At 58.4% G+C, this 23,294-nt stretch carries 30 protein-coding genes and 1 pseudogene; 21 read left to right on the forward strand and 10 right to left on the reverse strand.

The window, feature by feature from the left end; all coding sequences use genetic code 11:
• Position 1 precedes the first annotated feature (1 nt).
• From CUJ89_RS08695 to CUJ89_RS08735, 10 genes and pseudogenes are all read left to right on the forward strand, one after another.
• Entirely contained in the window at positions 2 to 1,018 is a 1,017-nt protein-coding gene (locus CUJ89_RS08695; protein ID WP_114176968.1) for a hypothetical protein, read from the forward strand.
• Positions 1,019 to 1,027: 9 nt separating this feature from the next.
• Entirely contained in the window at positions 1,028 to 1,441 is a 414-nt protein-coding gene (locus tag CUJ89_RS08700) for a tail fiber assembly protein (RefSeq protein ID WP_114176969.1), read from the forward strand.
• A gap of 114 nt (positions 1,442 to 1,555) precedes the next feature.
• Positions 1,556 to 2,638: an acyltransferase family protein gene (locus CUJ89_RS08705; RefSeq protein ID WP_236654936.1), complete on the forward strand. Its 1,083-nt coding sequence runs from the start codon at positions 1,556 to 1,558 to the stop codon at positions 2,636 to 2,638.
• Between the two features lie 153 nt (positions 2,639 to 2,791).
• Positions 2,792 to 3,004: an HP1 family phage holin gene (locus tag CUJ89_RS08710; protein WP_114176971.1), complete on the forward strand. Its 213-nt coding sequence runs from the start codon at positions 2,792 to 2,794 to the stop codon at positions 3,002 to 3,004.
• Positions 2,997 to 3,494: a lysozyme gene (locus CUJ89_RS08715; protein ID WP_114176972.1), complete on the forward strand. Its 498-nt coding sequence runs from the start codon at positions 2,997 to 2,999 to the stop codon at positions 3,492 to 3,494. The genes CUJ89_RS08710 and CUJ89_RS08715 overlap by 8 nt, the downstream gene beginning before the upstream one ends.
• Positions 3,491 to 3,964, forward strand: a complete 474-nt coding sequence (locus tag CUJ89_RS08720) for a DUF2514 family protein (RefSeq protein ID WP_114176973.1) — start codon at positions 3,491 to 3,493, stop codon at positions 3,962 to 3,964. The genes CUJ89_RS08715 and CUJ89_RS08720 overlap by 4 nt, the downstream gene beginning before the upstream one ends.
• Before the next feature lie 10 nt (positions 3,965 to 3,974).
• On the forward strand, positions 3,975 to 4,244 hold the full coding sequence (locus CUJ89_RS37675) for a spike base protein, RCAP_Rcc01079 family (RefSeq protein ID WP_152036608.1): 270 nt from the start codon (positions 3,975 to 3,977) through the stop codon (positions 4,242 to 4,244).
• Positions 4,245 to 4,342: 98 nt separating this feature from the next.
• Positions 4,343 to 5,968 carry a phage head spike fiber domain-containing protein gene (locus tag CUJ89_RS08725; RefSeq protein ID WP_161556532.1) on the forward strand — a complete coding sequence of 542 codons (1,626 nt, stop codon included), beginning with the start codon at positions 4,343 to 4,345 and terminating at the stop codon, positions 5,966 to 5,968.
• Positions 5,968 to 6,267, forward strand: coding sequence for a hypothetical protein (locus CUJ89_RS08730; RefSeq protein ID WP_114176975.1), 300 nt, complete (start codon positions 5,968 to 5,970; stop codon positions 6,265 to 6,267). Before CUJ89_RS08725 ends, CUJ89_RS08730 begins: the two co-directional genes overlap by 1 nt.
• Positions 6,268 to 6,378: 111 nt before the next feature.
• A pseudogene (locus CUJ89_RS08735) lies at positions 6,379 to 6,543 on the forward strand (DUF2514 family protein); the annotation flags it as partial.
• Positions 6,544 to 6,576: 33 nt separating this feature from the next.
• On the opposite strand, the gene CUJ89_RS08740 reads toward CUJ89_RS08735, so the two are convergent.
• Both CUJ89_RS08740 and CUJ89_RS08745 read right to left on the reverse strand, forming a co-directional pair.
• Entirely contained in the window at positions 6,577 to 7,017 is a 441-nt protein-coding gene (locus CUJ89_RS08740) for a hypothetical protein (RefSeq protein ID WP_114176976.1), read from the reverse strand.
• 42 nt (positions 7,018 to 7,059) lie between these two features.
• Positions 7,060 to 7,554: a hypothetical protein gene (locus tag CUJ89_RS08745; RefSeq protein WP_114176977.1), complete on the reverse strand. Its 495-nt coding sequence runs from the start codon at positions 7,552 to 7,554 to the stop codon at positions 7,060 to 7,062.
• A gap of 130 nt (positions 7,555 to 7,684) precedes the next feature.
• On the opposite strand from CUJ89_RS08745, the gene CUJ89_RS08750 reads away from it, so the two are divergent.
• The 4 genes from CUJ89_RS08750 to CUJ89_RS08760 all read left to right on the forward strand — a co-directional run bounded on the left by CUJ89_RS08750 (position 7,685) and on the right by CUJ89_RS08760 (position 10,135).
• Entirely contained in the window at positions 7,685 to 8,089 is a 405-nt protein-coding gene (locus tag CUJ89_RS08750; protein WP_161556533.1) for a ribonuclease E inhibitor RraB, read from the forward strand.
• Complete coding sequence (locus CUJ89_RS08755) at positions 8,047 to 8,772, forward strand: SOS response-associated peptidase family protein (protein ID WP_114176979.1); 726 nt, start codon at positions 8,047 to 8,049, stop codon at positions 8,770 to 8,772. Before CUJ89_RS08750 ends, CUJ89_RS08755 begins: the two co-directional genes overlap by 43 nt.
• 15 nt (positions 8,773 to 8,787) lie before the next feature.
• Positions 8,788 to 9,723, forward strand: a complete 936-nt coding sequence (locus CUJ89_RS37680; RefSeq protein WP_152036609.1) for a hypothetical protein — start codon at positions 8,788 to 8,790, stop codon at positions 9,721 to 9,723.
• 265 nt (positions 9,724 to 9,988) lie between these two features.
• Positions 9,989 to 10,135 carry a hypothetical protein gene (locus CUJ89_RS08760; protein WP_321970386.1) on the forward strand — a complete coding sequence of 49 codons (147 nt, stop codon included), beginning with the start codon at positions 9,989 to 9,991 and terminating at the stop codon, positions 10,133 to 10,135.
• Between the two features lie 21 nt (positions 10,136 to 10,156).
• Here the strand turns inward: CUJ89_RS08760 and CUJ89_RS37685 are convergent, their stop codons facing one another.
• The 5 genes from CUJ89_RS37685 to CUJ89_RS08780 all read right to left on the reverse strand — a co-directional run bounded on the left by CUJ89_RS37685 (position 10,157) and on the right by CUJ89_RS08780 (position 14,509).
• Positions 10,157 to 10,735: a hypothetical protein gene (locus CUJ89_RS37685; protein WP_152036610.1), complete on the reverse strand. Its 579-nt coding sequence runs from the start codon at positions 10,733 to 10,735 to the stop codon at positions 10,157 to 10,159.
• A 43-nt stretch (positions 10,736 to 10,778) separates the two neighbouring features.
• The gene (locus tag CUJ89_RS08765; protein WP_114176981.1) at positions 10,779 to 11,528 is read right to left on the reverse strand and encodes a hypothetical protein; all 750 of its coding nucleotides are present in this window, start codon (positions 11,526 to 11,528) and stop codon (positions 10,779 to 10,781) included.
• A gap of 547 nt (positions 11,529 to 12,075) precedes the next feature.
• A complete protein-coding gene (locus tag CUJ89_RS08770) occupies positions 12,076 to 13,194 on the reverse strand; it encodes a DUF3396 domain-containing protein (protein WP_114176982.1) in 1,119 nt (372 codons plus the stop codon).
• A gap of 5 nt (positions 13,195 to 13,199) precedes the next feature.
• Positions 13,200 to 13,964 (reverse strand): VRR-NUC domain-containing protein, encoded by a 765-nt coding sequence (locus CUJ89_RS08775; RefSeq protein WP_114176983.1) that lies wholly within the window; start codon positions 13,962 to 13,964, stop codon positions 13,200 to 13,202.
• Positions 13,961 to 14,509 carry a PAAR domain-containing protein gene (locus CUJ89_RS08780; RefSeq protein WP_114176984.1) on the reverse strand — a complete coding sequence of 183 codons (549 nt, stop codon included), beginning with the start codon at positions 14,507 to 14,509 and terminating at the stop codon, positions 13,961 to 13,963. The genes CUJ89_RS08775 and CUJ89_RS08780 overlap by 4 nt, the downstream gene beginning before the upstream one ends.
• 192 nt (positions 14,510 to 14,701) lie before the next feature.
• On the opposite strand from CUJ89_RS08780, the gene CUJ89_RS08785 reads away from it, so the two are divergent.
• From CUJ89_RS08785 to CUJ89_RS37690, 3 genes are all read left to right on the forward strand, one after another.
• Positions 14,702 to 14,956 carry an SOS response-associated peptidase family protein gene (locus CUJ89_RS08785; protein WP_114176985.1) on the forward strand — a complete coding sequence of 85 codons (255 nt, stop codon included), beginning with the start codon at positions 14,702 to 14,704 and terminating at the stop codon, positions 14,954 to 14,956.
• A 195-nt stretch (positions 14,957 to 15,151) separates the two neighbouring features.
• Positions 15,152 to 16,177, forward strand: a complete 1,026-nt coding sequence (locus CUJ89_RS08790; RefSeq protein ID WP_114176986.1) for a ParA family protein — start codon at positions 15,152 to 15,154, stop codon at positions 16,175 to 16,177.
• Positions 16,174 to 17,106 carry a hypothetical protein gene (locus CUJ89_RS37690; protein ID WP_152036611.1) on the forward strand — a complete coding sequence of 311 codons (933 nt, stop codon included), beginning with the start codon at positions 16,174 to 16,176 and terminating at the stop codon, positions 17,104 to 17,106. Before CUJ89_RS08790 ends, CUJ89_RS37690 begins: the two co-directional genes overlap by 4 nt.
• 54 nt (positions 17,107 to 17,160) lie before the next feature.
• Here the strand turns inward: CUJ89_RS37690 and CUJ89_RS08795 are convergent, their stop codons facing one another.
• Positions 17,161 to 18,222: an HNH endonuclease gene (locus CUJ89_RS08795; RefSeq protein ID WP_114176987.1), complete on the reverse strand. Its 1,062-nt coding sequence runs from the start codon at positions 18,220 to 18,222 to the stop codon at positions 17,161 to 17,163.
• 847 nt (positions 18,223 to 19,069) lie between these two features.
• Here CUJ89_RS08795 and CUJ89_RS08800 point away from each other — a divergent pair.
• A complete protein-coding gene (locus CUJ89_RS08800; protein ID WP_114176988.1) occupies positions 19,070 to 19,585 on the forward strand; it encodes a GNAT family N-acetyltransferase in 516 nt (171 codons plus the stop codon).
• Between the two features lie 31 nt (positions 19,586 to 19,616).
• On the opposite strand, the gene CUJ89_RS08805 is transcribed toward CUJ89_RS08800, so the two are convergent.
• Positions 19,617 to 20,081: a plasmid fertility inhibition factor family protein gene (locus CUJ89_RS08805; protein ID WP_114176989.1), complete on the reverse strand. Its 465-nt coding sequence runs from the start codon at positions 20,079 to 20,081 to the stop codon at positions 19,617 to 19,619.
• A 325-nt stretch (positions 20,082 to 20,406) separates the two neighbouring features.
• Here CUJ89_RS08805 and CUJ89_RS08810 point away from each other — a divergent pair, with 325 nt between their 5' ends.
• On the forward strand, positions 20,407 to 20,802 hold the full coding sequence (locus tag CUJ89_RS08810) for a hypothetical protein (protein WP_114176990.1): 396 nt from the start codon (positions 20,407 to 20,409) through the stop codon (positions 20,800 to 20,802).
• A 692-nt stretch (positions 20,803 to 21,494) separates the two neighbouring features.
• On the opposite strand, the gene CUJ89_RS08815 is transcribed toward CUJ89_RS08810, so the two are convergent.
• On the reverse strand, positions 21,495 to 22,238 hold the full coding sequence (locus CUJ89_RS08815; RefSeq protein WP_114176991.1) for a DUF695 domain-containing protein: 744 nt from the start codon (positions 22,236 to 22,238) through the stop codon (positions 21,495 to 21,497).
• A 185-nt stretch (positions 22,239 to 22,423) separates the two neighbouring features.
• Here CUJ89_RS08815 and CUJ89_RS08820 point away from each other — a divergent pair, with 185 nt between their 5' ends.
• On the forward strand, positions 22,424 to 22,732 hold the full coding sequence (locus tag CUJ89_RS08820) for a phosphatidylserine/phosphatidylglycerophosphate/cardiolipin synthase (protein ID WP_114178548.1): 309 nt from the start codon (positions 22,424 to 22,426) through the stop codon (positions 22,730 to 22,732).
• Between the two features lie 202 nt (positions 22,733 to 22,934).
• On the forward strand, positions 22,935 to 23,174 hold the full coding sequence (locus CUJ89_RS08825) for a hypothetical protein (protein WP_114178549.1): 240 nt from the start codon (positions 22,935 to 22,937) through the stop codon (positions 23,172 to 23,174).
• The last annotated feature ends 120 nt before the right edge of the window (positions 23,175 to 23,294 follow it).

The following is a 23,294-nucleotide window of genomic DNA, read 5'->3' on the forward strand; positions in this document are numbered from 1 at the left end:
GATGGATTATCCAAAGAGCGTGCCGGGTGTCGGCCTTGTGGATGGAAAGTTCGTCGACGAGAATCCCGGCGCCGGTCAGGTCGGGTCGTTGATTCCGTCGAAGTGGGGGAACGATCTGACGGACGAAGTGCTCAACGTGCTGCGTGAAGCGGGGATCAATCCCGATGAAGCGACGACGACCCAATTGCGTGACGCGGTTCTGGCGATCGCTAGGCATTCCGTGTCGGGTTCGATCGCGAGCCAAGCCGAGGCAGAGGCGGGCAAGGACAACACCAAGTTGATGACGCCGCTGCGCGTCGCACAGACGACGGCGAAGAAGCAGGATGCGTTGGGCTATACCCCGGTTCAACAAGGGACAGGGATCGGGCAAGGTCCGAATATCGTAAAGCTCGGCTGGGCGAAGGATGGCAGTGGCGTGCTCGTCACTGTCGACAATACCGACTTCGGCGCCGTCGCACTCGCCAAGCAACTCGTCGGATATGTGACGCAACAGTGGGTGCAGGGATACGCCGTCAGCATGGCAGCTCCGCGGCTTCAGGACCGACCATGGATCGGCCGCGACGGATGGCAGGCCGACCTGGCGCTTCAGAATCGCCGGCCGGGTCAAAACGTGACGACGTACCTGCGGGCCAGAGATGGAGGCGGGCTCGAGATCATCAACAACGCTTACAACAGCGTTCCGTGGAACATGAGTGACGCAGGCGAAACGTGGCAAGCGGGCAGCCTGCATGTGGGTGGGGCCACTCTGCAACCGGACGGCAACCTTCTCTGCAATTTCCGTGGTGCGTGGTTGAACTCGATTCTCGATGACCTCTACGCCCGCTCCGAAAATCGGGCGGTTGCAGGTGCTCGCGTGCAGTGGGATTCGGGCGTGGCCGAGTGGGGAATTATGGACATCGGTATCGGCATCGGCGCGCATACCATCGACATCCCTGCCCCATGGGTAATGATGGGCATGCGCAAGGAGGCGAACAACACGCGTTGCTATTTGCGTGGTGTCGTTCTCCGTAACCAGTAAGGGGGCTTTATGGAATGCACCTACCTGCACAATCATATGATTGCGACGATCAAGAAGTTGTATCCGGGTGCGCTGCACGGCGTTGACTTTCTCGTAGGCCAACCGCTCGATCCGGAAACAGGCGAGCTTACGGGCCTGCCGTGGATCGCAGCGTGGAAGCGGACCGAACCGCAGCCGGACGACAAATCAATCCACAAGAAATTTGCAGCCAACGAGGCAGAGTTTCGGGCGGTTGTCATCCGCGAGCAGCGCGACGCGTGCCTACGCGACTCTGACAATCGTACCGCTGTCCCACCGGACGCTCCGGCTGCTGTGCAGGAGAACGCTGCGCTTTGGGTGGACTATCGTCAGAAGTTGCGCGATATTCCGACGCAGCCGGGGTTCCCGTTCAACGTAGAGTGGCCGGAGGCGCCTCGGGCTTAAGCATGCTCATTGCCGGGCAGGCCGGATATCGTAGCTACGATACAATCCGGCCGACGTGAATTTAAACTGCCCACTGGCCGGTGGCAGAACCAATAAATCTCAAAATGGTAGACCGTGAAGCTTTCCCGAATCCCCGAGCTTGATTTGCTTCGGTTCGTTGCCGCACTTGCTGTCGTATTTTTTCACTATGCATTTCGGGGCTGCGCAGCCGACGACCTGACCATCATGCACTATCCGCCGCTGGAGCCGATTGCGCGATACGGCTTCCTCGGAGTGCACCTGTTTTTTATGATCAGCGGCTTCGTCATCCTCATGACGGCCGGCGAATCGAGCATCAAGAATTTCATTGCGTCGCGTGCAGCGCGTCTATTACCGGCGTTTTGGGTTTGTTGCACGATCACCTTTCTCGTAACGCTCGCAATTGGTGGGGATCGCTTCACGGCGACGTGGTCGCAATACTTCGTGAACATGCTGACGCTCGGCGGCGGATTTGGCGCGGATCCGATCGACGGTGCGTATTGGTCGCTCGGCGCGGAATTGCGGTTCTACCGATTGGTCGCGATCCTGATCATCATCGGTCAGATCGGTCGAACAGAGCGATGGTTGTTCGCGTGGCTGATCGGCACAGTGCTTGTGGAGACATTTCCGTTTATCAAGCTCAAGACCTTCCTGGTGACAGACTACGCGGGCTTCTTCATCGCTGGTGCGGCGTGCTTCCTTATCCGCGCGCATGGGCTGTCGCGATCACGTATCGCGCTTGTTTGTGCAGCGTGGGCACTGTCGCTGTACCACGAGCTTCAGCTTCTGCCGTACTTCAGTGAGCACTTCGGATTGGATTTGAATCCGCTCACGGTCGCTGTCGCGATGACTTCGTTTTTTGCTGTGCTGCTCGCGCTCGCACTTCGGCGCGTTCCAATGCTCACGAGCACGCGATGGGCCTGGTTTGGAGCGGTCAGCTATCCGATGTACCTCGTCCATCAGAACGTCGGCTATATGCTGTTCAACTTGGTGGGCGTGACCGTGCGCAGGGATGAGATGTTTTGGGGTGTTATCGTTGCGACGATCATGTTTGCGTTGGTCTTGCACGTAGTGGTGGAGAAGCCCGTTGCTGGCCCAATGAAGCGCGCGGTGATGCGTGGAATCGACGCGCTTCTAGGCCGCGCGTCTGCGCTGCTTGGACGCCGCGTCCGGCAGTGATGGATGTATCTGCTGGGCGGCCGTGAGTCGGCCGAAAATTGCGCGGAACGTTGCCTCACATGAGGCGACAGCGTTCTGAAGCGAAACTGCGAAGCGTTTCCGCGTGGTATCCAACAAGCCGCCTTCGGGCGGCTTTTTCATTATGAGGAACCGATGCGAGCGAGTCCTACTGAAGTCGCGAGCTACGTCGGTAGCGTTACTGCCGTTGCGTCGTCACTGACGTTGACGGAAATCGGCGTGATCGTTGGCATTTTGACGGCGATTGCGACATTCGGACTGAACGCAATTTTTATGTGGCGGAAGGACTGTCGCGAGCAGCGCGAGTCGGAATTGCGAATCTTGGAAATGGAGAAGCACGATGGCTGAAGTGCCGAAGAAGACGCTTGTGGGTGTTGTGGGGGCTGCTGCGGCAGCCCTTCTTTTTTCCATGGTCCCGAAGTTCGAAGGGCTTGAGCTCATTGCGCGGCCGGACCCGATCGGGATCATCACGGCGTGCAACGGCGACACGAAGGACGTGCACGCCGGCCAGCGCTTCACGCCGGAAGAATGTCGAACACGCCTCGAACAGCGGCTCATCGAGCATGCCGAGCCGGTACTGAAGTGCACGCCGGTCCTGAAGGGCCGCACGTACCAGCTCGCGGCCGCGGTGAGCTTCGCTTATAACGTCGGCGCCGGCGCGTACTGCGCCAGCACGACGGCGAAGCGCTTCAACAGCGGCGATTGGCGAGGCGCATGCCGTGCGATCAACGAATCCGACAACGGGCGTGCGCAGTGGGTGACGGCCGGAGGTCGAGTACTTCCCGGGTTGGTGAAGCGGCGTGCGGAAGAGCGCGCGTTGTGCGAACGGGGGCTGTGATGCTGGTCGATCCTCGATTTTGGCTTGTCGTCGTTGTGACGACGTTCGTCGGTTCGGCCGTGGGCTACTTCAAAGGACATCACGACGCTGATCAATCGACCATCGTCGAAACACAGGCGAAACGAATCCGGAATCTCGTTGGCGAACGTGATGAGAGCGACCGGATCGCTCGCCAACAACAGGGAAATGCCGAAGATGCTGCGAAACAACGTAACCAGGCGCGCGCCGATGCTGCTGCCGCTGCTTCTGCTGCTGACGGCCTGCGCAAGCAAGTCGCCGGGTTCGTCGAGCGCGCGCGGCATTCCGCCGCTTCGTCCGGAAGCCAGGCAACCGGCGACGCCCTCGATCTGCTCGCCGACGTGCTCGTCCGGGCTGATGCGAGAGCGGGAGAGCTGGCAAGAATTGCTGACGAGCGGGGCATTGCCGGCCAGCAGTGTCAGGCCGACTACGACGCGTTGACGTCAAAATAATGAGGTGACTATGAAAGCAGAAGATCCGTTCAAGGGTTCTTTGCCGACCCTGACCAGTTCGGCGACGTCGTTTTTCGAAATCACGCCGAGCGACACGGACCCGCTACCGAAATTACCTCGCGCAATACGCGTCGGCGTGCCCGGCGACGTAATCGCTGTAGGTGGCGATGGTGTAGCTGTCCCGTTTCGGAACTGTGCGGCCGGAGAAGTCCTCGACATTCGGGCGGTGCAGATCAAGGCGACCGGAACGACGGCATCGAATCTGGTGGCGCACGTATGATCGGCCTTGGATTGTCGATTGGCCGCCGACGCTTGCTGAGAGCAGGCAGCGGCTCGGTGCCAGACCCATACGTCAGCGCGCGGTACTGGCGCATCTTCATGCCCGTCCCGAATCCAGTTTCACCGAAGGAATATCTCTCGATCGGGCGCGTTTGGATGTACCGACGTGGTCAGCAACTGACGTACGACGGAGCCAGCACATCGGAAAGCTCGGCATACAGTGATCGTACCGCTGCACTGTCGTTCCGGACGACGCGGATGGAGGATCCGCAGGCGGTCGCGGACGCGTGGACGAGCTTGGTCGCGAACCCGGTCAACCAGTGGATCGAGGTGGACTTCGGCACGGATCGCGAGGTCGACGAAATGGCGTTGCTGCCGCTGACGTTTCGGAACGGCGGCCGCAACCCGCATACCTTTGCGATCCAGTGTTCGAGCGACGGGCATGCGTGGGCGACGGTGTACTTCGCGAGCGGCGTTGACTGGACCGACGGGCAGCCGAAACGCGTGGCGGTCCCGGCGCAACTCGGCCTGGCGGTCGATCTCGATTTCGTGCGGCGCCCGTCGATTCCGGCAGGATGGCGCTTTGCACGCAGCACGACCGCGACGTATTTCGATGCGAAGGGCGCGCAGCAGATTGCGAACGCGAACGAAGCTCGCTTCGACCACGATCCGGCGACGGCGGCCCCGCGCGGGCTGCTGTTGGAAGGTGCGCGGACCAACTACTTCCGTAACTCCGACGCTGTCGAGGCATGGACACTGTTCGACGCGGCAGTATCGACCGATGGCACGCCGGCGGTAGACGACCGGACGTTGGCGCGCGTCGTTACCGAGGACAACGTGCACGCGCTCCACGCGGCGTCGCAAAGCGTCTCCATGGCGGTTGGGCCGGCGACGTTCACCTACTGGCATCGGCTGCGCAAGAAGGGGCGCAGCGCGGTGACGTTGTTCCTGGCCGACAGTGCGACTACTGACTATTGCCGGGCGACATTCGACCTGGCTTCGGGAGCGGTGACGGGGCAGTTGGCGTCCGGCGGTGCGTGGAGCCTCAACGCGGCGACGATCGTTCCGCTGGCCGACGACTGGTGGGAGTGTCGCCTTGTCGGCACCGTGACGACCGCGACGACCGTGCGCGGCACTGCGTACCTGACCGATGGCGACCAGATTACTTATCTTGGCGACGGCGTGTCGGGGGTCTATGCCGGCGGCGGCCAACTGGAGCTTTCCGGCTTCGCAACCAGCAGCATCCCGACCGGCAAGACGGCGGCAACGCGCGCCGTAGATCTGCTGGCGAACACGATGCCGCCGTTTGTGCCTGGCGACGGGACGATGCTACTCGACGCAGCGTTCGTCGGCGTGCTCGGCGGCGGCATGTTCGCGATCTCGCTCGACGATGGGGTGAACAATGGCATCGGCGTCTACAAGACGAATGGGTCCGGGGCGCTGAACATCTACGTCCGGAATGCGATGCCCCTCGGGATCACGGTCGCGGATGGGGAGCGTTTCCGGGTTGCCATCGCGTGGACCGACAACGGCGTGAGCGCGTCGACATCGATCAACGGGCGGGCACCGCTCGCCGTCGCCAACCCGGCGCGAGTTTCGCCGACTGCATTCTCGGTGGCGTCTGCGCGTGGCGGTGGGTTCAGTTCGAACCAGTGGGCCCGCGCAGTCCAGTACTGGCCGTATCAAATCGCCGATGCCGATCTTCCTGACCTGACGAGGCTTTGATGGCGTTCTTTGACTACTACCTGCGGGGTGCCGACGCGCGCAGCGTCTTTGCCTCGCTCGCGCGCGCCGGGTTGTCCATGCGTGTGCCGAACGACGATGAGGTCGCGATTAGCTTCGCTCCGGGTGTGTCTGTGGACTCGATCGGCGTGCTGTCGGATGTATCCGACGACAACGCGGTGTCGCTGTCCGGGTGGCATGCGAACGTGCGGCTCGATCGGCAACTCACCGACGATGAGCGCGAGGCACTGGCCGACGTGCTCATCGACCCGCCAGCGACACCGCGGCGCGTCTGGGCGTAGACTCGAGCGCAATCACCACGACCGCCTTCGGGCGTTTTTTCGACTACGGCCGCCGCGTGCGGCCGCTTTCGTATGGAGTGGATGATGAAACTGACTGATCACTTCGCCGAGCTCGTTGAGCGGGTGCGCCATCCCGCCGCGGCCGGTAGCCCGGCAGCCGGCGACGCCCTCGATTTGCTTGCCGACGTGCTCGGCCGGGCTGACCAGCGCGCGGGCGAGCTGGCAGAATATGCTGACCGCTCCCGCATCGCCGGCCAGCAATGCGAGCGCGACTAGGACGCCCTGATGGCATCCACGCGCTGACGAAGTTCAGTTCTCGGGACCGTCGTCTACGTCGTCTTGGCTGCGGTAGATGGCGCCGGGTTCGTCGATCGGCACTATGTCGTAGCCACATGCCGTCAGGCTGATCTCGAAATCGCTGAATGCCTCGAACAGGTCGAGACCGCACTTCACTACAGTGAATTTCGAATCGAGGGTGTTGGTTGCGACACGCTCATGGAACGCGGCGACAGGATCGGGCATCTCCCCAGCATCGAAGTGCGAGATTCTGAGAAATGGGGTGCGTCCTTCCTTTGTGTACGTCGTGCACATCACAATCTGCACATTCGTGATCACGTGATGGGGCGGAATTTCCGGTGCAATTCGTTTCAGGTAGGCTCGAAATGAACCGGCGGCCTCGCGTTCGTGGGCGTATGCAATCCCATGCCAGTCGTCAGTTGATCTGCGAAACTCTTCCTCGATCGTGGACATGGTCGTCTCCTGTTCTAGAGCGTTCAGGATGCCACAGGCGCATCACTTCATCCCGGCGCGTCGCATCTCGTCTCGCAAGAGGTGCATGAGTCGATACAACGGCCCCTGTGCACCGGCAAGGTCCCCCTTGTTGGCGACGTTCTTGTCGGTGAACGTGTACCAGTCCTCGATACGCTCAAGCGATTTACGTAGCGCACGGATCTCAAGGATGAGCCACCGCCGCACCTGAAGGTCGGTGTACTCGCGCCACAGCGCGCGAAGCTCGGCGTCCGTTGGGGCATCGAACTCTGGCATCGCCGCCTTCATCTTGAAGCGCGGATCCGTGAGGGGCGCTCGATTTCGATCGATCCTGGTCGTCTCGATTGGGTGATATGGGGCCAAGAATACCGATCTCTCGTCATTCGCGAGCCAGCACTCAAATTCACGTTTCGTGAGCTCAATAGGGGTCCTCAGGCGGTTCTTGTCGCCTTGGAACCCGTACTCCCAGATGTAAGCCCACTGCGGCTTGATCACATCGTCATCACTGTATAAAAACACAGTGTATCGCGCGGTAAGACGATTCCGTCAAGTCTCGAAAATGGGGAGCGGGCAACGCTCCGACGGGTGATACGATCAGAGTCGGTTCGAGATAAAGAGGGACAGAATTATGTCGACTGTCGCGACTCTGATGGACACCGCAGTGGCCGACGTTGAACTCCTTCGCTCGCTCGACGCAAATGGGGACGACTTCAGCATCCCGCGTGATGTTGAATTTCTGATGCCGGGCCCGTCTGCGGAGAAGGCGTCGATTGTTGCCGGCTTCATCAACGACTATCAGTACGGTCTGGCCACAGCGGACCAATTGGGAGAGATACATCGCGTCTTGGTTGTGGTCCACATGCCAATCCAGCAGCACAATATCTCGTGCGTTTCGGGTTTCATGGCCTGCGTCAGCTTGCTATATGGGCTCGAGTACGACGGCTGGGATGCGTTGCTCAGAAGCGCCAGTGACGCCAATCTCGGGTGGATCACTTTGGAGGTCGCGCTGCGATGTGCACCAACTACTACGCGCCAGGCGAAGATCCAGGGCTGAACGAGCTGAAGATCGACAACTTCCGCGACCTGTACCGCTGGACGCCGTGGAAGCCCGAGATCTACCAAGACTACGACGCCCCGATCGTCGGCTACGTCGACGGGCAGTTCAAGCCGCTGATCGCTGGTTTCGGATTTTGGCCGCGCGCGCTGCAGAAAGCGAACATCGAGAAGGCGAAGGCGCAGGGGCGGAAGCCGCCGATCATCCGGAGCACGATGAACGTGCGCGACGACAACCTCGGCAAATCACCGCTGTACGGGCCCACTTGGCGTAGCGGCAAGCGATGCTTGATCCCGGCACTATCCGTGGTCGAGCCGTCATATCCCGAGGCCCGGCAAGAAGCGAATGGCGACTGGGTGCTCGGGCCGTGTGTGTGGCAGCGGATCGGTGTGGCCGACCGGCCGACGATAAGTGTCGCTGGCATCTGGCGTACGCTTACGAACCAGGACGGCGCCGAGCACCACGTTATGTCGATGGTCACCGTCAACGCCGACGGCCACCCGCTGATGTCGCGCATGCACAAGCCGGCTGACGAGAAGCGATCGGTTGTGATCCTGCGGCCGGTCGATTATGACGAGTGGCTGCACACGACAAACGTCGAAGCTGCGCGCGCGATGCTGCTGCTTTATCCCGCGGACGAGATGGTCGCGGAACCGGTTAAAGATAAAATCGAGAAAAGATAATAAAGGGAGAAATCGATGGTCTATCGACTCTATAGAAGAAATCCTGTTGTAAAGGGCGACTGGTATTATGCATGCGAATGCAAAAAATGCGGATATTTAATATATATTCTTGATGATTTGTCGAGGGGAGGCAAGAAAGTTAATTTTGTCGGAGACGGCGTATTTAGTATACCTTGCGGCATGTGTACTCACGACGACTTGTATTGTATTGGGGATATCCAGAATGTGCAGTCGAAGGAGGAACGTTCTTCGACCTATCCCGAAAGAGTTGCGATTTCTAAAGCTTCGAGGAAGCCACTCCTAAAGTCGTATCCTCATGCGAAAGTTACCATGGGTGTCGGTTATATCGAGGATCGGCCCAAGGCTGCGGCCCTTGTCGGACGCATTATAACGTCGTGGGCCGACATCGAAGTTCAAATAACGAGGCTGCTCGCGGAGCTGATGGGGGCCAATATTCCCGAAGTATCCGCGGTATTCGGATCATTGCGAAATAGCCGTGCGCAGTCGGATGCCCTCATCGCGGCTGCAGAAGTCGTTCTTAACGACCGTGATTTTGCATTGTTCGCTGCACACATTGCCCGAAAGGCTGCTCTCGAAAAGGAGCGAAATGATCTGGCTCATGGATGTTTTGGCGTATCAGTGAGTATTCCAGATCATATTGTCTGGGTATCTCAGGCAGACTTCCTTGCGTTCAATGCAGCGCACAAAGCGAATCAAAATAAGTTTAATCTTGGCGAAAAACAGTTCGTTTATGAGTTGGGGACATTGGAGAGGATAGCGTCCGAAATAGTGGAATTTTATGATCAGCTTGGTTCATTTACAGGATATTTGTCGGCTCGCCACCGTGGACATGACGGAGAGGAATTTCGAGTAAATAGGTATCAAGAATTGTGCGATCAACCTCACATTAAGGAGGCACTTAAAAATGTGAAAGGAAGAAAGCGTGAGTGAAATAAATTAGGGTGGTGTTTATACGCGGCTGCGAATTTTGCTCATATTTCACTCCAAGCGGCGCAAGTGTGATGGTGGCAGCATCAGCGCTGGAGTGGTGTCTTTACTCTTGGAAGATGGGGAAATCGCGCCCCATCTAACAACGGTGTCCAGCCGCTGCGTGTTCCAATGTTCTGCGGTAAGTTGCTGAAATGCCTGAGGAATGTATAAGGATTGTGATTCCGGTCGTCATGGGTTCGAGTCGCATCACCCGATCGGTTCTCGGATGCGCAAGCCGGAAAACGAGAAGCGGTTGGCTGTAATCCTGCGACCGGCCGACTACGACGAGTGGCTGCACACGAAGAACGCCGAAACGGCGCGCACGATGCTTCGGTTCCATCCGTTTAACGATATGGTTGCCGAGCCCAAATAGCGCGACAGTCCGGGAGAATGCTTAAGATTGATCCCTTTTCACAAGCTTAAATCGAGTTTGAGCTGGCTTTGCTGCCGACGCTGCGGGAGCAGCCGATTGTGAATTCGATTGAGATGACGAAGACTGTGGCGCAGTCGGCGCAGTCGGTGTGGCCGGAGATGGTGAAGTGCCCGAGAACTTCGGCAGCGGAGTACCGATTTGTTGGTTCGAAAGCAACGCAGGGATATTCTGAGCGGCGGTCAAATTGACATTTGCTTCGACCTGGTCAACGGATTGACCGGGTTCGTAGTCAGCTTTGATGCGCGCAGAGTGGAGGCTTTGAGCCATCACTCCCAACTTGAAGGACAATTTGCGCCTTGGGTCGCTCGCAGGGACCGTCGGGTTTTTCAAACCTGTGTACAACTGATGGTGCATCCCCGGCTTGGCGCCAGCAGTGTTGCCGGGATAAGCCGCTGCTGTCAAAGAGTCTGCAAACGCTCTGAGGTCGTGATAGATAGCGTAATAGGAGCGCGAACAGGTATTGCGCCAATCCGCTTCACATGTCCCCGTATTAAATATCTTTTGTGCTGCAGTCAGCAGATCCGTTGTAGTGACGCTCATATCGCAACCGTGAGGATTCTACGTTGTTGTACATTGCACGCGACTAATGCGTGATGTTTTGTCCTTCGAAAGACACGATAAAAGCCGAAGGTACGGGCACGTCCTCGTCAAAGAGACGGTCCAGAAATTCGTTGTACAGCCAAGCTGCCTGGTCGGGAGATATTGCAAATCGAAAGCGAAGCTTGACGCAATGGGCCGAATCAAATGCATCAAGTTGCACTAACCCTGTATGGACCAATCCGTGCTCGCGGACTACATGGCCGGCGACGTCCAAGACGCGAGCAACAGCCTCATCGTCGGTGCCTGCATTCTCAAGGATTCGTTCCGCCGTGCGAAGCATTTCGACGGGGACTCCATCCATATTGGAGAGGTGCATCGTATCCGCCTGAGTTAAAAATCGCCCAATTGTGCGAAAGGCTCCTACTGTCATGCCACCTGGGAGGCACTTTGTGAAGGAGCCAGTGTTCGGCGACCCTACGATCGAATATAGCTCTAAACCGCGCGATGCATATCCCAAGTTAGCCTGAGCCGCAAAGATCTCAAATTCTCGTTGGCTCGTCGACAGGCCCGAATTCGCTAGAACGGCGACTGCGCCGTCTAGGTCGCCACACATGACGTGCAGGAAGCCCCGGAGCTTGGCAGCTTCGGTTGCCATTGCCTCGCTCAACTTATCAATGCGATCGCCGAAGCTCACAGCAAGCTCAGAGCCTTTGGGGATCAGATGGCCGCGTTCGAACGTGGCAGACATCTCTTTGCTTAAGCCGACAAACAGGGTTTGAGGCTGATAGATCATAGTAATAGCTTGTACACCGCCGTGGCCGCCCGCCGAGAGTCGGGCGTACCTTTCGTAGTATCGTTTACGGACGTGTTGCGCGAATGCTTGAATCGACCGCGCCGTTGGAGCAGCAAAGTTGTATCAGGGTAGGCGTCATTTGGTGAAGTCCCCGCCGCTTCAGGTCCATGAACTCCGTACCCTCGTCGGTCGGATAATGGACAGATCCTTGGACGCGTTCGGAGGCGAACTCAACTTTGATGCGATGCCGAATAGTAACAGATGTTTGTGGGGCGGGTGAGTTTGCTTGGCGTGGGTTTTGGCGTAAGTTTCGGATTTGTGGTGCTGTGGGCATGGCAGCGTCATTACTTCGAGGGTAGCCGGTGAAGGCCGCCTGCTTAAGCTCTTGGCCACAATCCGACGATCGCTGGACGCGCTGAGTGTTATGCGAAGCAGCCTTCAAATCCGGTAGACGGCGGGCAATCCGGCGGCGAATGTCGAGGCAGCACGCGCGATGGTGCAGATTTATCCGGCTGACGAAAAGATCGCTGCGCGGCCGCGCATGCGCTCACATTGTTGTCGGCAGCTTCGGCGTCTTGTGGAGCTCGACCCAGTAGCCGTTGAGTTCGTCGTCCGGCACGTTGAAGCGCTGCAACCATGCCTCTGTTGCCACGCGTGTATTCAGCAGGGGCGCAGTGCTATCTACTGTTCCGCCTTGCAGGATATCGGACGATTCCGCCACGATAGATCGCAGCGCGTGATTCAGCAGCACATACGCGGCAGGCGACGCGGGCGGTATGCCTTTCCCCATCGGAACGCCGGCAACCGGTTCAACACCGGCCTGAATGATCAGGCCGCCATCGCCGAGCGGCGACTTTCGGTACCAGTCCGGCGGCAGCATCAGGCTGTCAACGCCGCCCGTCCGCTGAACCAGGTCAGCGTCCAGCGCCACAAGCCAATCAACGGTCTTGATCTTGCCCATTAGGTCACGAATGGACGTGCTAGTGGGTTGTCCGACGTCGATACCGGGGCCGTATCGCCGACTCCAAAAATACTCGCTCGCCTCATTCGCCTCCGCATCCAGCGGGGGAAGGTTCACGCCGAATCCGCCGTGTCCCCAAATGGTGGGTACCGTTGCGGCAAACTCCGCAAACATCGCCTCGAATGCGCCGGGGCAGATCTGCAGGAAGCGTCGCGGAACAGTGAACGCCATGACGTCGACGCCGCGGGTTCCCATCTCGGCTTGCCAATCCTCAAGGCAGAACACGGAAAACTCGTAGAAGCCTGTTGCGAGCTTGTGGTCAGCGCTTGTTGTCACCGACACAAGCATTTCGCTGCTCTGCAATTCTGTTGCCAGGCGCGCGAAGCCGCGAGCCTTGTCGAATGCCACCGGGCTCTTGCCTTCTTCGTAAAACCAGCGCATCGGCCCGGCCTTCGGTGGTTCGAGCCCTTCGGCTTTGGCAAGCGCCAGTTCGTAGTCAGCGATGACCTTCAAGTAACGGTCGTAGCAATGCACAAGCGCCTGCCGAACGGCCGGGGTGTGGCCGCCCTTGAAGTACAGCGCGCCGCGCACAACCAGCGCAGCACCTACGATCGCCTTTTGATGCGCAGGCTCGTATAGCCCGAACGGGAGGGTGTCTTGTCGTCGTGGATCGTTGGCCCACGCTACCAGCTCGTCATGCGTCATGATCTTTAGGGAGGGAAGGCAACGCCAGGGTTTCCGGGGCCTTGCGGTGGTAACGGCAGGCCTGACGGCCCCATGCTGCTATGGCTTCCCGCATCGGTCCCAAACACGTCATCGGTTGCAGTATGGCTTTGCGTTGATCGGGTCGGTTGTGTGTCGGACTGCTTGTCTGAGCACCCGCAGGAGGCCCGATCCAGCGGCGCGTACTTGCTTCTGCTGCCAGCGATACGAATGTACGCATCTTTCTGGCCCTGCCCGAAACTGTCATCGAATTTCATCTCAACCACGTTCTTGATGTTCGATTGTACGGGCGGTTGAGAAGGATCGTTCACGATCACAACGTCGGGACGGCGAACGCCGGGGCCGCCTGCCCGCTTGTCCCTGCGGTAGCCCCCCATCTTTCCCGGCCATTTATCCCGAATCCAGTCCAGCAGGTTGTCGTGAGGTATCAGCGGATCGTCGTCCAACATGATCGGGGCGGGTGGTTCCTGCCGCATGTCATATGAGACTTCAGGCAAGTATTCCGTCGTCTTGCCGTTCATCATGCGCGAAGTTTCGTTCGCGAAATCTAAGCGCTGCGCGACGCAGGCCTGTCTCAGCACGCGGCTGCCGCCGCGAGTTGCGACGCCGATCGCGCTGCATTTGCATAAGGCTTCGCACAGTACTTTCTTGTCACCGGGCGAAAGGCCCTGCGTAGCGCCTACGACGGTCGTTCGCCCTTCGCCGCCGTCCGATCCACCGACAGCCGAGCCGCCAGAATATCCGCTGCTCATGCTTCGCTCGTACTCGCCGGCCCGGACGTTCCCTGGTGGCTGAACGATAACGACGATGACTGATGGCTGCTGAGCCAATCCGTATGACCGCTCGCGTCGGTCGTGCCTTGGATTGTCTTGCCGTCCGCCGACGTGACGGTGTAGGGGTGATTCGCGAGGGGCGTGCGCGTTTGGTCGTCGACGAGCTGGAAGCGACCGCGATAGGCGCCGTCGTCTTGTGCGGCGGTCTGGGCGAGCACGCTTTTCCCCGCGCCTACCGAGGCGCCTGCGCCGGACGTCGGCTCGACCGTTGCCATGCCTTGCGATGCGATCAGCCGCGCGCCGCAGGCAGTCCTGTCACCATCGGTCGCCACGGCGCGGCCGCCGAACGTCATGCTTCGAACCCGTACGCCTACGATGGGATAGACGCCGCCGCACTTCGGGCACGACACCATGTCGCCTTCGAGCGCGAGCGGCTTGCCGAAGACAATGTTGGTCGATGTACAGGCGAGTACGCGGCCGCCATGGTCGGTCGTGTCGCCTTCACGAATAAATGCAGAACCCATGCCGAATCCTCACAGGAAAATCTGCGGGCGAATGTAACACGTCGTTCAGGGTGGTCATCCTGACAACGTCGACAGGTATTTCGCTCGACATGGAGCATGCGTCCGGTGCGTAGGATGAACAGGCAGCGGGCGCGCTCGCCCGTGGCGAAAACCATGCGTATGGCAGCGGATTCGCGTGGATGACAGCGGATCATGGCAGTCGCTGGCATCTGGCGCCCCTTTCATCTGGCGGACGGAAGCCTTGGGTACGTGATCTCCATGATCACCGACAACGCCAACGACTATCCGGTCATGTCGCGCATGCAGAAGCCGTTCGACGAGAAGCGACCGGACGTAATGCTGCGGTCGGACGACTGGGAAGCGTGGTTGACGACGTCAAATGTCGAGGCAGCTCGCGCGATGCTGCAGCTTTATCCTGTCGATGAGATGGTGTCCGAGCCGAGGTGATTCGGCGTTACGCTAACTTAGGCGGGCAGGCCTGTCGCATAAGGCAAGGATAGGGGAGGGCTGGCCCCCAACAGCGATCGATCTGCAATCCAACTCACTAGACATCCGTGTCTCCTTTGCAGAAAGCCCCAGTGAGACTAATCCATAGATTACACTACGGATCTTCTCAGCGACATCGAGGCGCGCGATACACTCATGAAAAAAATAGCGATCTTCAACCATAAAGGCGGCGTCAGCAAATCAACGACGACTTTTAATTTGGGTTGGGCCCTTGCCGAGACTGGTAAGCGCGTCCTGCTCGTTGATTGCGATCCCCAATGTAACTTGACTGGAATGGTTCTGGCGCTCAAGGGATTGGACGATCTCGGCGATTTTTACGAGGCTCACCCGAATTCGAATCTCTATGCGGCGGCGAGAAGGGCATTTGAAGGTTCACCGGAGAAAATTGAAGCGGCGGAAATAGTAGCTACGAGTCAGTCGAATCTTTTCCTGTTGCCTGGGCATATTGACACCGGCTTATTTGAACCAGACTTGGCAATGGCGCACAAGCTTTTGGGCGCGATGTCTATTTTGCAGAATTTACCGGGCGCGCTGGGATATCTTTTGGATGAAACGGCAAAAAAAAATAAAATAGATTATGTGTTTCTGGATATGAGTCCGAGTGTTGGTGCACTTAATCAAAATCTTTTGGTTTCGTGCGATTATTTTATTGTGCCGGTGGCTCCGGATTATTTTAGCTACCTGGCAATCGATTCGCTTTCAAAGACGTTGCCCCGGTGGGCTTCGAATGCCAATGAATTGCGCGCTCGCTCCGGGGCGCTGACTTATAAATTGCCCGCTTCGAGTCCGAAGTTTTTGGGCATTGTTTCGCAAAGATTTAATGTTCGATCGGGCAAGGTAACCAATCCGTATCAAAAATGGATTGATAAAATTGTGGATCGGTGTCAGGAGTTGTTGATACCGTCGCTGCAAGAGGCGGGAATGCTTCTGCCTGAAAATGATTACGATAAAGCACTTGGCGAAGGTTGGGAAATCGCTCAAGTTCCAGACTTCCATGGTCTCTTGGGGAAGTCTCAGGAACACTCAAAAGCAGTTTTTGCTCTTACTGATGAAGAGCTTGATATGTCGGGAAAGGTGGAGAAAACGTACATTGCTTCTCGCAATAAATTCAAAGAAATATTTAAGACGTTTTCCGAAAAAGTCATTGAGTTGGCAAAATGACGGGCATCGCGCAAGATCACATTATTAAAGCGGGCCTCTATTGGCCCATACGTGCGGGCTTGGAGTCGGGAACCTTCAACTTGCGTCATCGGGGGAAATCATTTTCGTTAACTATATCTCAGCCTCAATTCATCGATATTGGTGTGCCAGGCGTCAGCGTTCCGGCATATTCGTTCACTCTTGTCGAAATTACTTGGGAGAAGCCGCATCAACTGAATGGCGCCCCGTTGCTCGAATGGGCAAAATCTGCGAAGTCTAAATTGCTGGAGGAGGCTGAGGGGCTGCAGAATCATTTTATTGATCTACTTTTTACGAGTACGATTCGACATAACCATAATCTCGATCACGTGCGACATTTTGGTATTTCTGATTGGGCGGCCAGCTACGTTAATGTCGATGGAATGGCTGTCGGAGTTGATCTGTCGCCGCAAGCTATGTCCCTAGTATCAGAGAATCGAGTCGCTATTCCCGTCGAAGATCTCGCTGCGGAGAGTGTTAGCTTTTTGCAGAAAACGTTGCAGAGATCATATCGGATTGCGAATTCAGGATATCCGACGGAAAGTCTGCTCTTGTCAGCCGCCGTAATCGATGCGACGACTCAGCAATTCTTGGAAAAATCTATGCAGAAGCGTGGGCTTGCCGAGGAGTCCGCGAAAGAATTGCTGAGAAACACGACGACAAAGCGCCTCAAGACTTATCTCGATCCGGTACTTAAGCTGGTTGCAAATCGCTCGTTGAGCGATGAGCAACCTGCTTTGTATACTCGAATGGTTCGTTTGAATGAATTGAGAAATGATGCAATCCATAATGGCCGTGAAACGTCGCGCTCGGAAGCTATTGAGGGATGCAAGACTGCCTTTGAGATATTGAAATTTTTATATTCCGTGGATTGCGAATGCACTGAAGAGCCGGTCACTCCGTTCGTTTGACGCGGCTCAGTGTGCTTGCGTACAGCGGAATCAGCCTTCAAACCTGGTATAAGCCTAGTCGAACTTGTATCGGGCGCGGTGGCGTGCCAGGAAGGCTTTGTTGCCCTTCGTAATTTTTCGCAGCGATGTATATCGGTCGAGCGCGAGGAGTTGTTGGTCGCGCTCTGACAGCTTCGGCCCAACCAGTAATCCGCCATCCTGGCCAAATGAAATCAACCCTTTGTCGAAGAGCCGGTCAATATGCGGGGCGAGCAATAATCCATTGTCAGGGTCGATCCGCTCATCGTTTGTGCTTAGGCTCCAAGCATGGATGTGCGAGGCGACGAGAAGGTCAGTGTTTGACAGGCCAGTGAGCGAACATTGATTGTTCCATCTTTTGAGCAAATCTGCTCGAAATTTCCCCTGGCCGACGCGGGCTTTAACGATCGCATCGCGCGTCGTCTTCGATACCTTTTTTCCGTTCCCGCCGCTGGCTATTAGCGTGTCTTCGAAGTGCTCGATCGTCTGCGATGCTTCGAGTAGATAGCCGCCGGCATCTTGCGGCAAGTGCGCCATGTATATCTGCTTGAGGGTTCCCGCACTTGTAAAGAGGGATGGAGTTGCGTCGTCGTCGAATCGGGAGATGAACTCATGTGCGATCTCGTCGCGGAACAGGGGAGTCTTCAGTTCTACCAAATCGACATCGACACGATTCCCACCTGCATTCCATTCGGAGAAGGAGCGGCTCGGAGGCCTCGGAGCTGAGTACGAATCCGCGGTCGCTTTGGCGATATGCGAAATGCGTTGGCTATGGCAGCAGAAGATCAAGTCCCCGGCCTTGACCTTGGCGACGTTGTCCCAGTGCTCCAGGTGCTGGACTTTTCCCGACTGCGTGACCGTATGTTCCGGCGCCCAAAGAAAATTACCGCTGAGAACTTCGCTGATGGTCAGCCCGACGTTTACCCAGTAGAACTCCATTGCCCCGTGACCCAGATTGTTGTGATCGTGAAACGTTACCTCTCTTTGTTCATGAGTGGAAGGGGGCGGATTGGATAGAGAGAGTACGACGGAGTCTGCCTGCCGTTCGGGGACAATCTCGGGGACAACTGCGGGGGGCGAGGGGGAGTTGATCGACATCGAAATTCGAAAACCATCGAAAAATCAAAGGTATACGCCCCCGGTAGCCCCCTCCACACCCCACCTAATTGGGTTCGAGTCCCATCAGCCACCCCAAAGAATTCAAGCAAAAAGCCCAGTTCGTCGAACTGGGCTTTTTGCTTTCTGGCGTCCGTATAACCATCGTGTAGCCGGTTTTCGTCAAAGCATCTTCGACGAGGGGTATATGTCGTATATCCAATGCACCGTTTGCAAAGACGGAGTCGAATCCCCCAGTCGATACGACTTCGACACTTCGTATGACACCTCGGACGAGGCGAAGTCAGGCGTCGAGATTGGGCGCGCCATCGTGCGCGGTATCAACCGATAGCGCCGCAGCCTTTTCGACTAAGGTTCGCGCACACCGTGCCGTTATCTTCCCAGGACAGTCCTCGTGCCTCGAATGCTGATCCGCTTTCCTGCCTGCTCGCGTTCCGCGTGAGCAGGCTTTTTTCGTTTACGGCGGTTCGTCGCAGCCGATTGGCGGAATAGGGCAGGGATTTGGCGCGAGCCGACAAAGCGTCACAGTCTTACATTGATGTAATGTATCGACTTCCTCGTGCCCTTATGCTTTGCAGGGCCGTTCGATCCCGGCGACCGATGACGGTGTCGGGATTTTTTTTGTCTGCGTCCCGCTGCTCTGGCGACGCGCCACTGCGGAACGCAATTTCGTCGCGGAGTTGGACAGAGGTGCGTTGATGCGATGGCGCCACCCGCTACGTCGCGCTACGACATCGGCCCCGTGGCGCGCTTCGCATATCGCAAAGAACGGTATATTTTGCGACGAGACATTCCGATCGAGAGAACAAACAGAAGGAGTCGCAAACCCATGCCGGAAACCCAGGCCACGCTTCGTGCCGCGACAACGCACGACGCGAACCTCATCGCTCGCCTGCACACCCTGAGCTGGCAAACCGCATACAGCCAAATCCTTCCGGCGGCCTATCTATCCGACGAGGTGCCGACGGAACACGCGGTCCGGTGGCGGAAATATCTCGATCGCAATGAAAAGGAGTGGGGCCTCGTGCTGATCGCCGAGTCGGATAGCGAACCCGTCGGCTTCGTCAGTGCCGAACGCCCGGTCGATCCGGCGCGCGGCGTGCTGCTCGACTGCCTGCACGTCCATCCATCGCATCACGGCAGCGGTACAGGCAAGCGCATGATCGAAGCCGTTCGCGCGTGGGCCCGAACGCTCGGCGTGGACAAGGTCCATCTGCAGGTGCTGGACGGCAATGTGCGCGCGATCGGTTTCTATGAGCACAACGGCTGGCAATTGGCAGCTATCGAAACGAACCGCATCGGCCAGACAGAGGTCACCGATCGGATCTACGAGATACCGGCCTAGAGGCTTGCCGGCATCCGAACGTACTCCGCCATTACTCGCCGCAATACCGCACGAGCAAATCGGCCTCCGTCTCATGCACCTCGACAGGCAAGGCCGTCGCGCCTGCAAAGGCAAGATAGCGTGCGCGATGCTGGCCGTTGCGGAACGACGCGACGCCGACTTTCGACAGACCGGGGATGCCGAGCAGCATTCGCGTTCTCGTCTCGCGAAACGTGATGAACGGCATGTCCGGAATCCTGTCCTGGTCCGGATCGAGGAACTCGCGAATACCCGCGGCTTTTCCAGGGGCCCAGTACTGTACCGACGGCAGCACATAGTCCGTCGTGTCGCGGTCGGCACATGCCAGCAGTTTCTTCAGGTCGATCGTCACGACCCGATGGCGCGAGTCGTCGGACGAGAATACCCGCTTGAGGTGCGTATAGGCATAGGGGGCGTGCCCGGGAAGCGGGATAATCCAGATATCTACGCCGTTCTGTTGTGCGCGGGCGAGTGCCATTATTTCCTCTGGTGGCGCAAGCGGTCGTTGTGGCCGGAGTTTAGCAGCGCGATTGCGACAGCGGGGCAGGTCGATACCCGGAATAGGAAAACGGAGCGACTCGCAGCGGAACCTGAGCCGGGAGCGAAAGCGCAGAAAGAACGGTTGGCAAAGCGGAAGCGGTCATGCGTCGGTAGTCGATATCGACGGGTCGCGAGAATATCGCGATACTGCCAGCGGAAATGACACGCTGCGCGGAATTTACGCAAGATTCACGCAGCGTCGTGCAGCGCGGCAGGCGCGGATCATCACAAGAACAGCGCGGGCAGATTGACCGGAGAAAACCATGACGTCGAAACTTGAGATCGAGTATCTCGATTACTGTTTCACAGCGACGCTCGAAATCAGGGAATCCGGCCGAACAGGCGTTGTCGACTGGCAGCTCGAATCCGATGCGCGAAGCAAGACGCTCGCGTGGATCGTGTTCGACCGCTTTCTCGCGCGGAATGATTTTGCCGATGAAGAAGATGCGTGTGCAAATATCGTCGACTGGCTGGAGCGGCTTGCCGACCCGAGGTCCGGCGCGTCTATCGAAATTGCGAAGTCGAGCGCGGTTGTTTCCGGGGTGGTGGCGACAGACACATCGACTGCCGAAATCGTCGGCGAAACCGTCATTGAAATCGTCAGCGATCTCGACTGGATCGATATGGTCGCCGACTGGTTTTCCAGTGGCCCGCTTTAATGGCGAAACGCGGTTTCGCGAAATTCGGCACAGGGAAATGAAGCCGGAATCACGTCACTCGAAAAAATAGAATAATCCTGCTTTTACAATACCTGCGACTTACCGGAAACTCAGCCCGGGTCTGAAAACGTCCGCTTGAATTAAAACAAAATCGAATTCCAAACATGAAAAGAACAACGCGGCCGACGGCGTGATGATGGTCGGGGCGGTGGTGCTGTTGCCCGTCATCGTGGTGATGCTTGCGCCGGCCGCAGGTCTCGCGCTCGGACCGTGACGCTACCCGCGCGGCACGCGAGCCTGCCGGTTGCCGCGACCTTGTCACCAGAGGGTGAGTTGCCACACAGACGGTTGCGTGACCTGCGATCACAATCTGGCCGGTTGACCGTTCTTCCCCGGCCCGGTCAACTGTTTCCCCGCTCGCTCGCGCAGGAGCGGGGCTTTTTGCCCGCCCGACGCCGGAACGCTGCGTCGGCGGAACCGGACAGGCGTTCGGCAGGCTGCGCAATCGCACCCCGGTATCCGTTCGCCTGATCCGCACGAATCGCTTTCCTCGTGCCTGAGCGAACCCTCAGGCCCATTGCCGGTTTCGGCCGGCGATGCCTTGGTCCCGGCGGCGCGCAACAGCGCTGCCGGGATGTTTTTTGCGCCGCATGCGTTGCATCACGTCGTGCGCAGCGGGTATGTCGACCCGCTCAGCCAGCCTGTTCGACGCTGGTTTCCCATCCGTCGTATTCACCTCCGAGCGAGCGCACCTCGCGATTGATCGCGATCGTATGGCGCGTGATGTCGGCCAGTGCCATGGTTCCTTCGTGCGAAAACCGTACGGCCGACTTGCCGTCTTCGGTCGGTGCGACCGATTCGACCGGATAGCCTTTCGCTTCGGCCCAGTCCGCGAACTGGTGTGCGTCGCTCGGGTCGGGGAAGTACGCCCAGTGCATCACGCGCCGGCTCACGTCGCTGGCGTCGCCTTTCTGTCGCAGCGCATCCAGCACACGCATGTCGCGCATGATCTGCCAGTCGTCGTCGGTCGGGTAAAGGGTCTGCCAGTACGCTTCCCTGTCCGGATCGTCCTGGTGGGCGTACTGAAGCGCGTAGGTTGTCTGTTCGGTCAGCGAGTCGACGATCTCCGCCGCTGCCTCTGCGTCGAACGGCACGTAGAAAAGGAAATCCCGATTTCCGTCGACGGTGATGCGGCCGACTTGCACGCCGCCTTTCGCGGTGATCGTGGCGTCCAGCAGATCCTCGATCTTCGCGAGGTCGGCGAATTCGTCGCCGGTCGGCAGGCCCTCGGGCGTCGGATGCGCAAAGGGGACGCGCACGCTGAGCAGCGACGTGCGCGGATCGCCTTCCGCGATTTCCGCAAAGCTCTGGTTGACGCTGATGAAAGCCTGATGGTCGCCCATTCTGGCAGGGAAGGTTCCCCAGGCGTCGGTCATGTGTTTCTCCCGTGCACGATTGTCTGTTGACGGTTGTAAAGCGTCCCAATGTATCATCGAAAATCGCGTTCGCTGGAGAAGCGCGCATGATGGCGGACCCTGCGGGAACGTATGCGAAATCCGGGGCTGCCCGTGCCCCGGCGCATTTGCGCGGCGGGCCGCAAAAAAATTCGAAGGAGATTCCGATGTCGATATTCGCAGTGAATGGTGTCCGAATCGATCCGCTCAGCGCGCGCGTGACACACGTGCGCTGGGCGGCCGTGAATCCGGCCGATCGGTCGTGGGCGGCGACGCCGAGCGAGGCACCGGTGGCGGAAGTGGCGCGTGCGCTCGCGTCCGGCAACGATGTCCGCGCGATCTTCTCGGAATCGGATGCAACCGCGATCGGGCCCAGGCTGAAACGCGTGCTGTATCGCGATGCGTCGGAAGGCATCGAGCTCGACATCGATGCAACGAGCGAGTCGCGCACGTTGCGGGATCTTCCGCAAATCTGACCGGAGCGGCACGTGCGGGCGGCAGCGGGTCGCCGCATGGACTGCGGCACCTGGCCGAAAGGCCGCTCGCACAACGTCGAGCGCGAGGAGTAGTATCGGAACAGCCGTGCCAGCATTGCTGGTCGCGCCGAACGGTTTGACGCGCCACGCGCTTTGCGGCGAGCCGGTACCAAAAGCGAATATCGCAAACGCGCTCGAGACCATGTCCAGACCTCTCATCGCCCCGTTGGCATCCGCACTTTGTCTGGCGCTCTCGGCCTGCCAGACCGCGTCCGAGCCGTCGCCTCTGCAGCCGTCGCCCGAGACCGCGTCGGCAGCCGTTCCGGCATCGTCGCCGGCTGCGCCGATCCGCGGCATCGGCCTGGCGCCTCATCTGGCAGAGCAGAGTCACTGGGCCGTTGGTCAATGCACGACCAACGGTACGGTCAAGGTGTGCAATTGACCGACGCTGACGGAACGGCACCCGTTCCACGCGAACGAAAGCGTGTTGCTGCGTGTCGACGTGCGCCTTCCTCGACTTCGACCATTTCCCGTCGACAAGCCGCTCGTCGCCAATCCCTGT

The sequence above is a fragment of the Burkholderia pyrrocinia genome, from assembly GCF_003330765.1.
Classification (GTDB): Bacteria; Pseudomonadota; Gammaproteobacteria; order Burkholderiales; family Burkholderiaceae; genus Burkholderia; species Burkholderia pyrrocinia_B.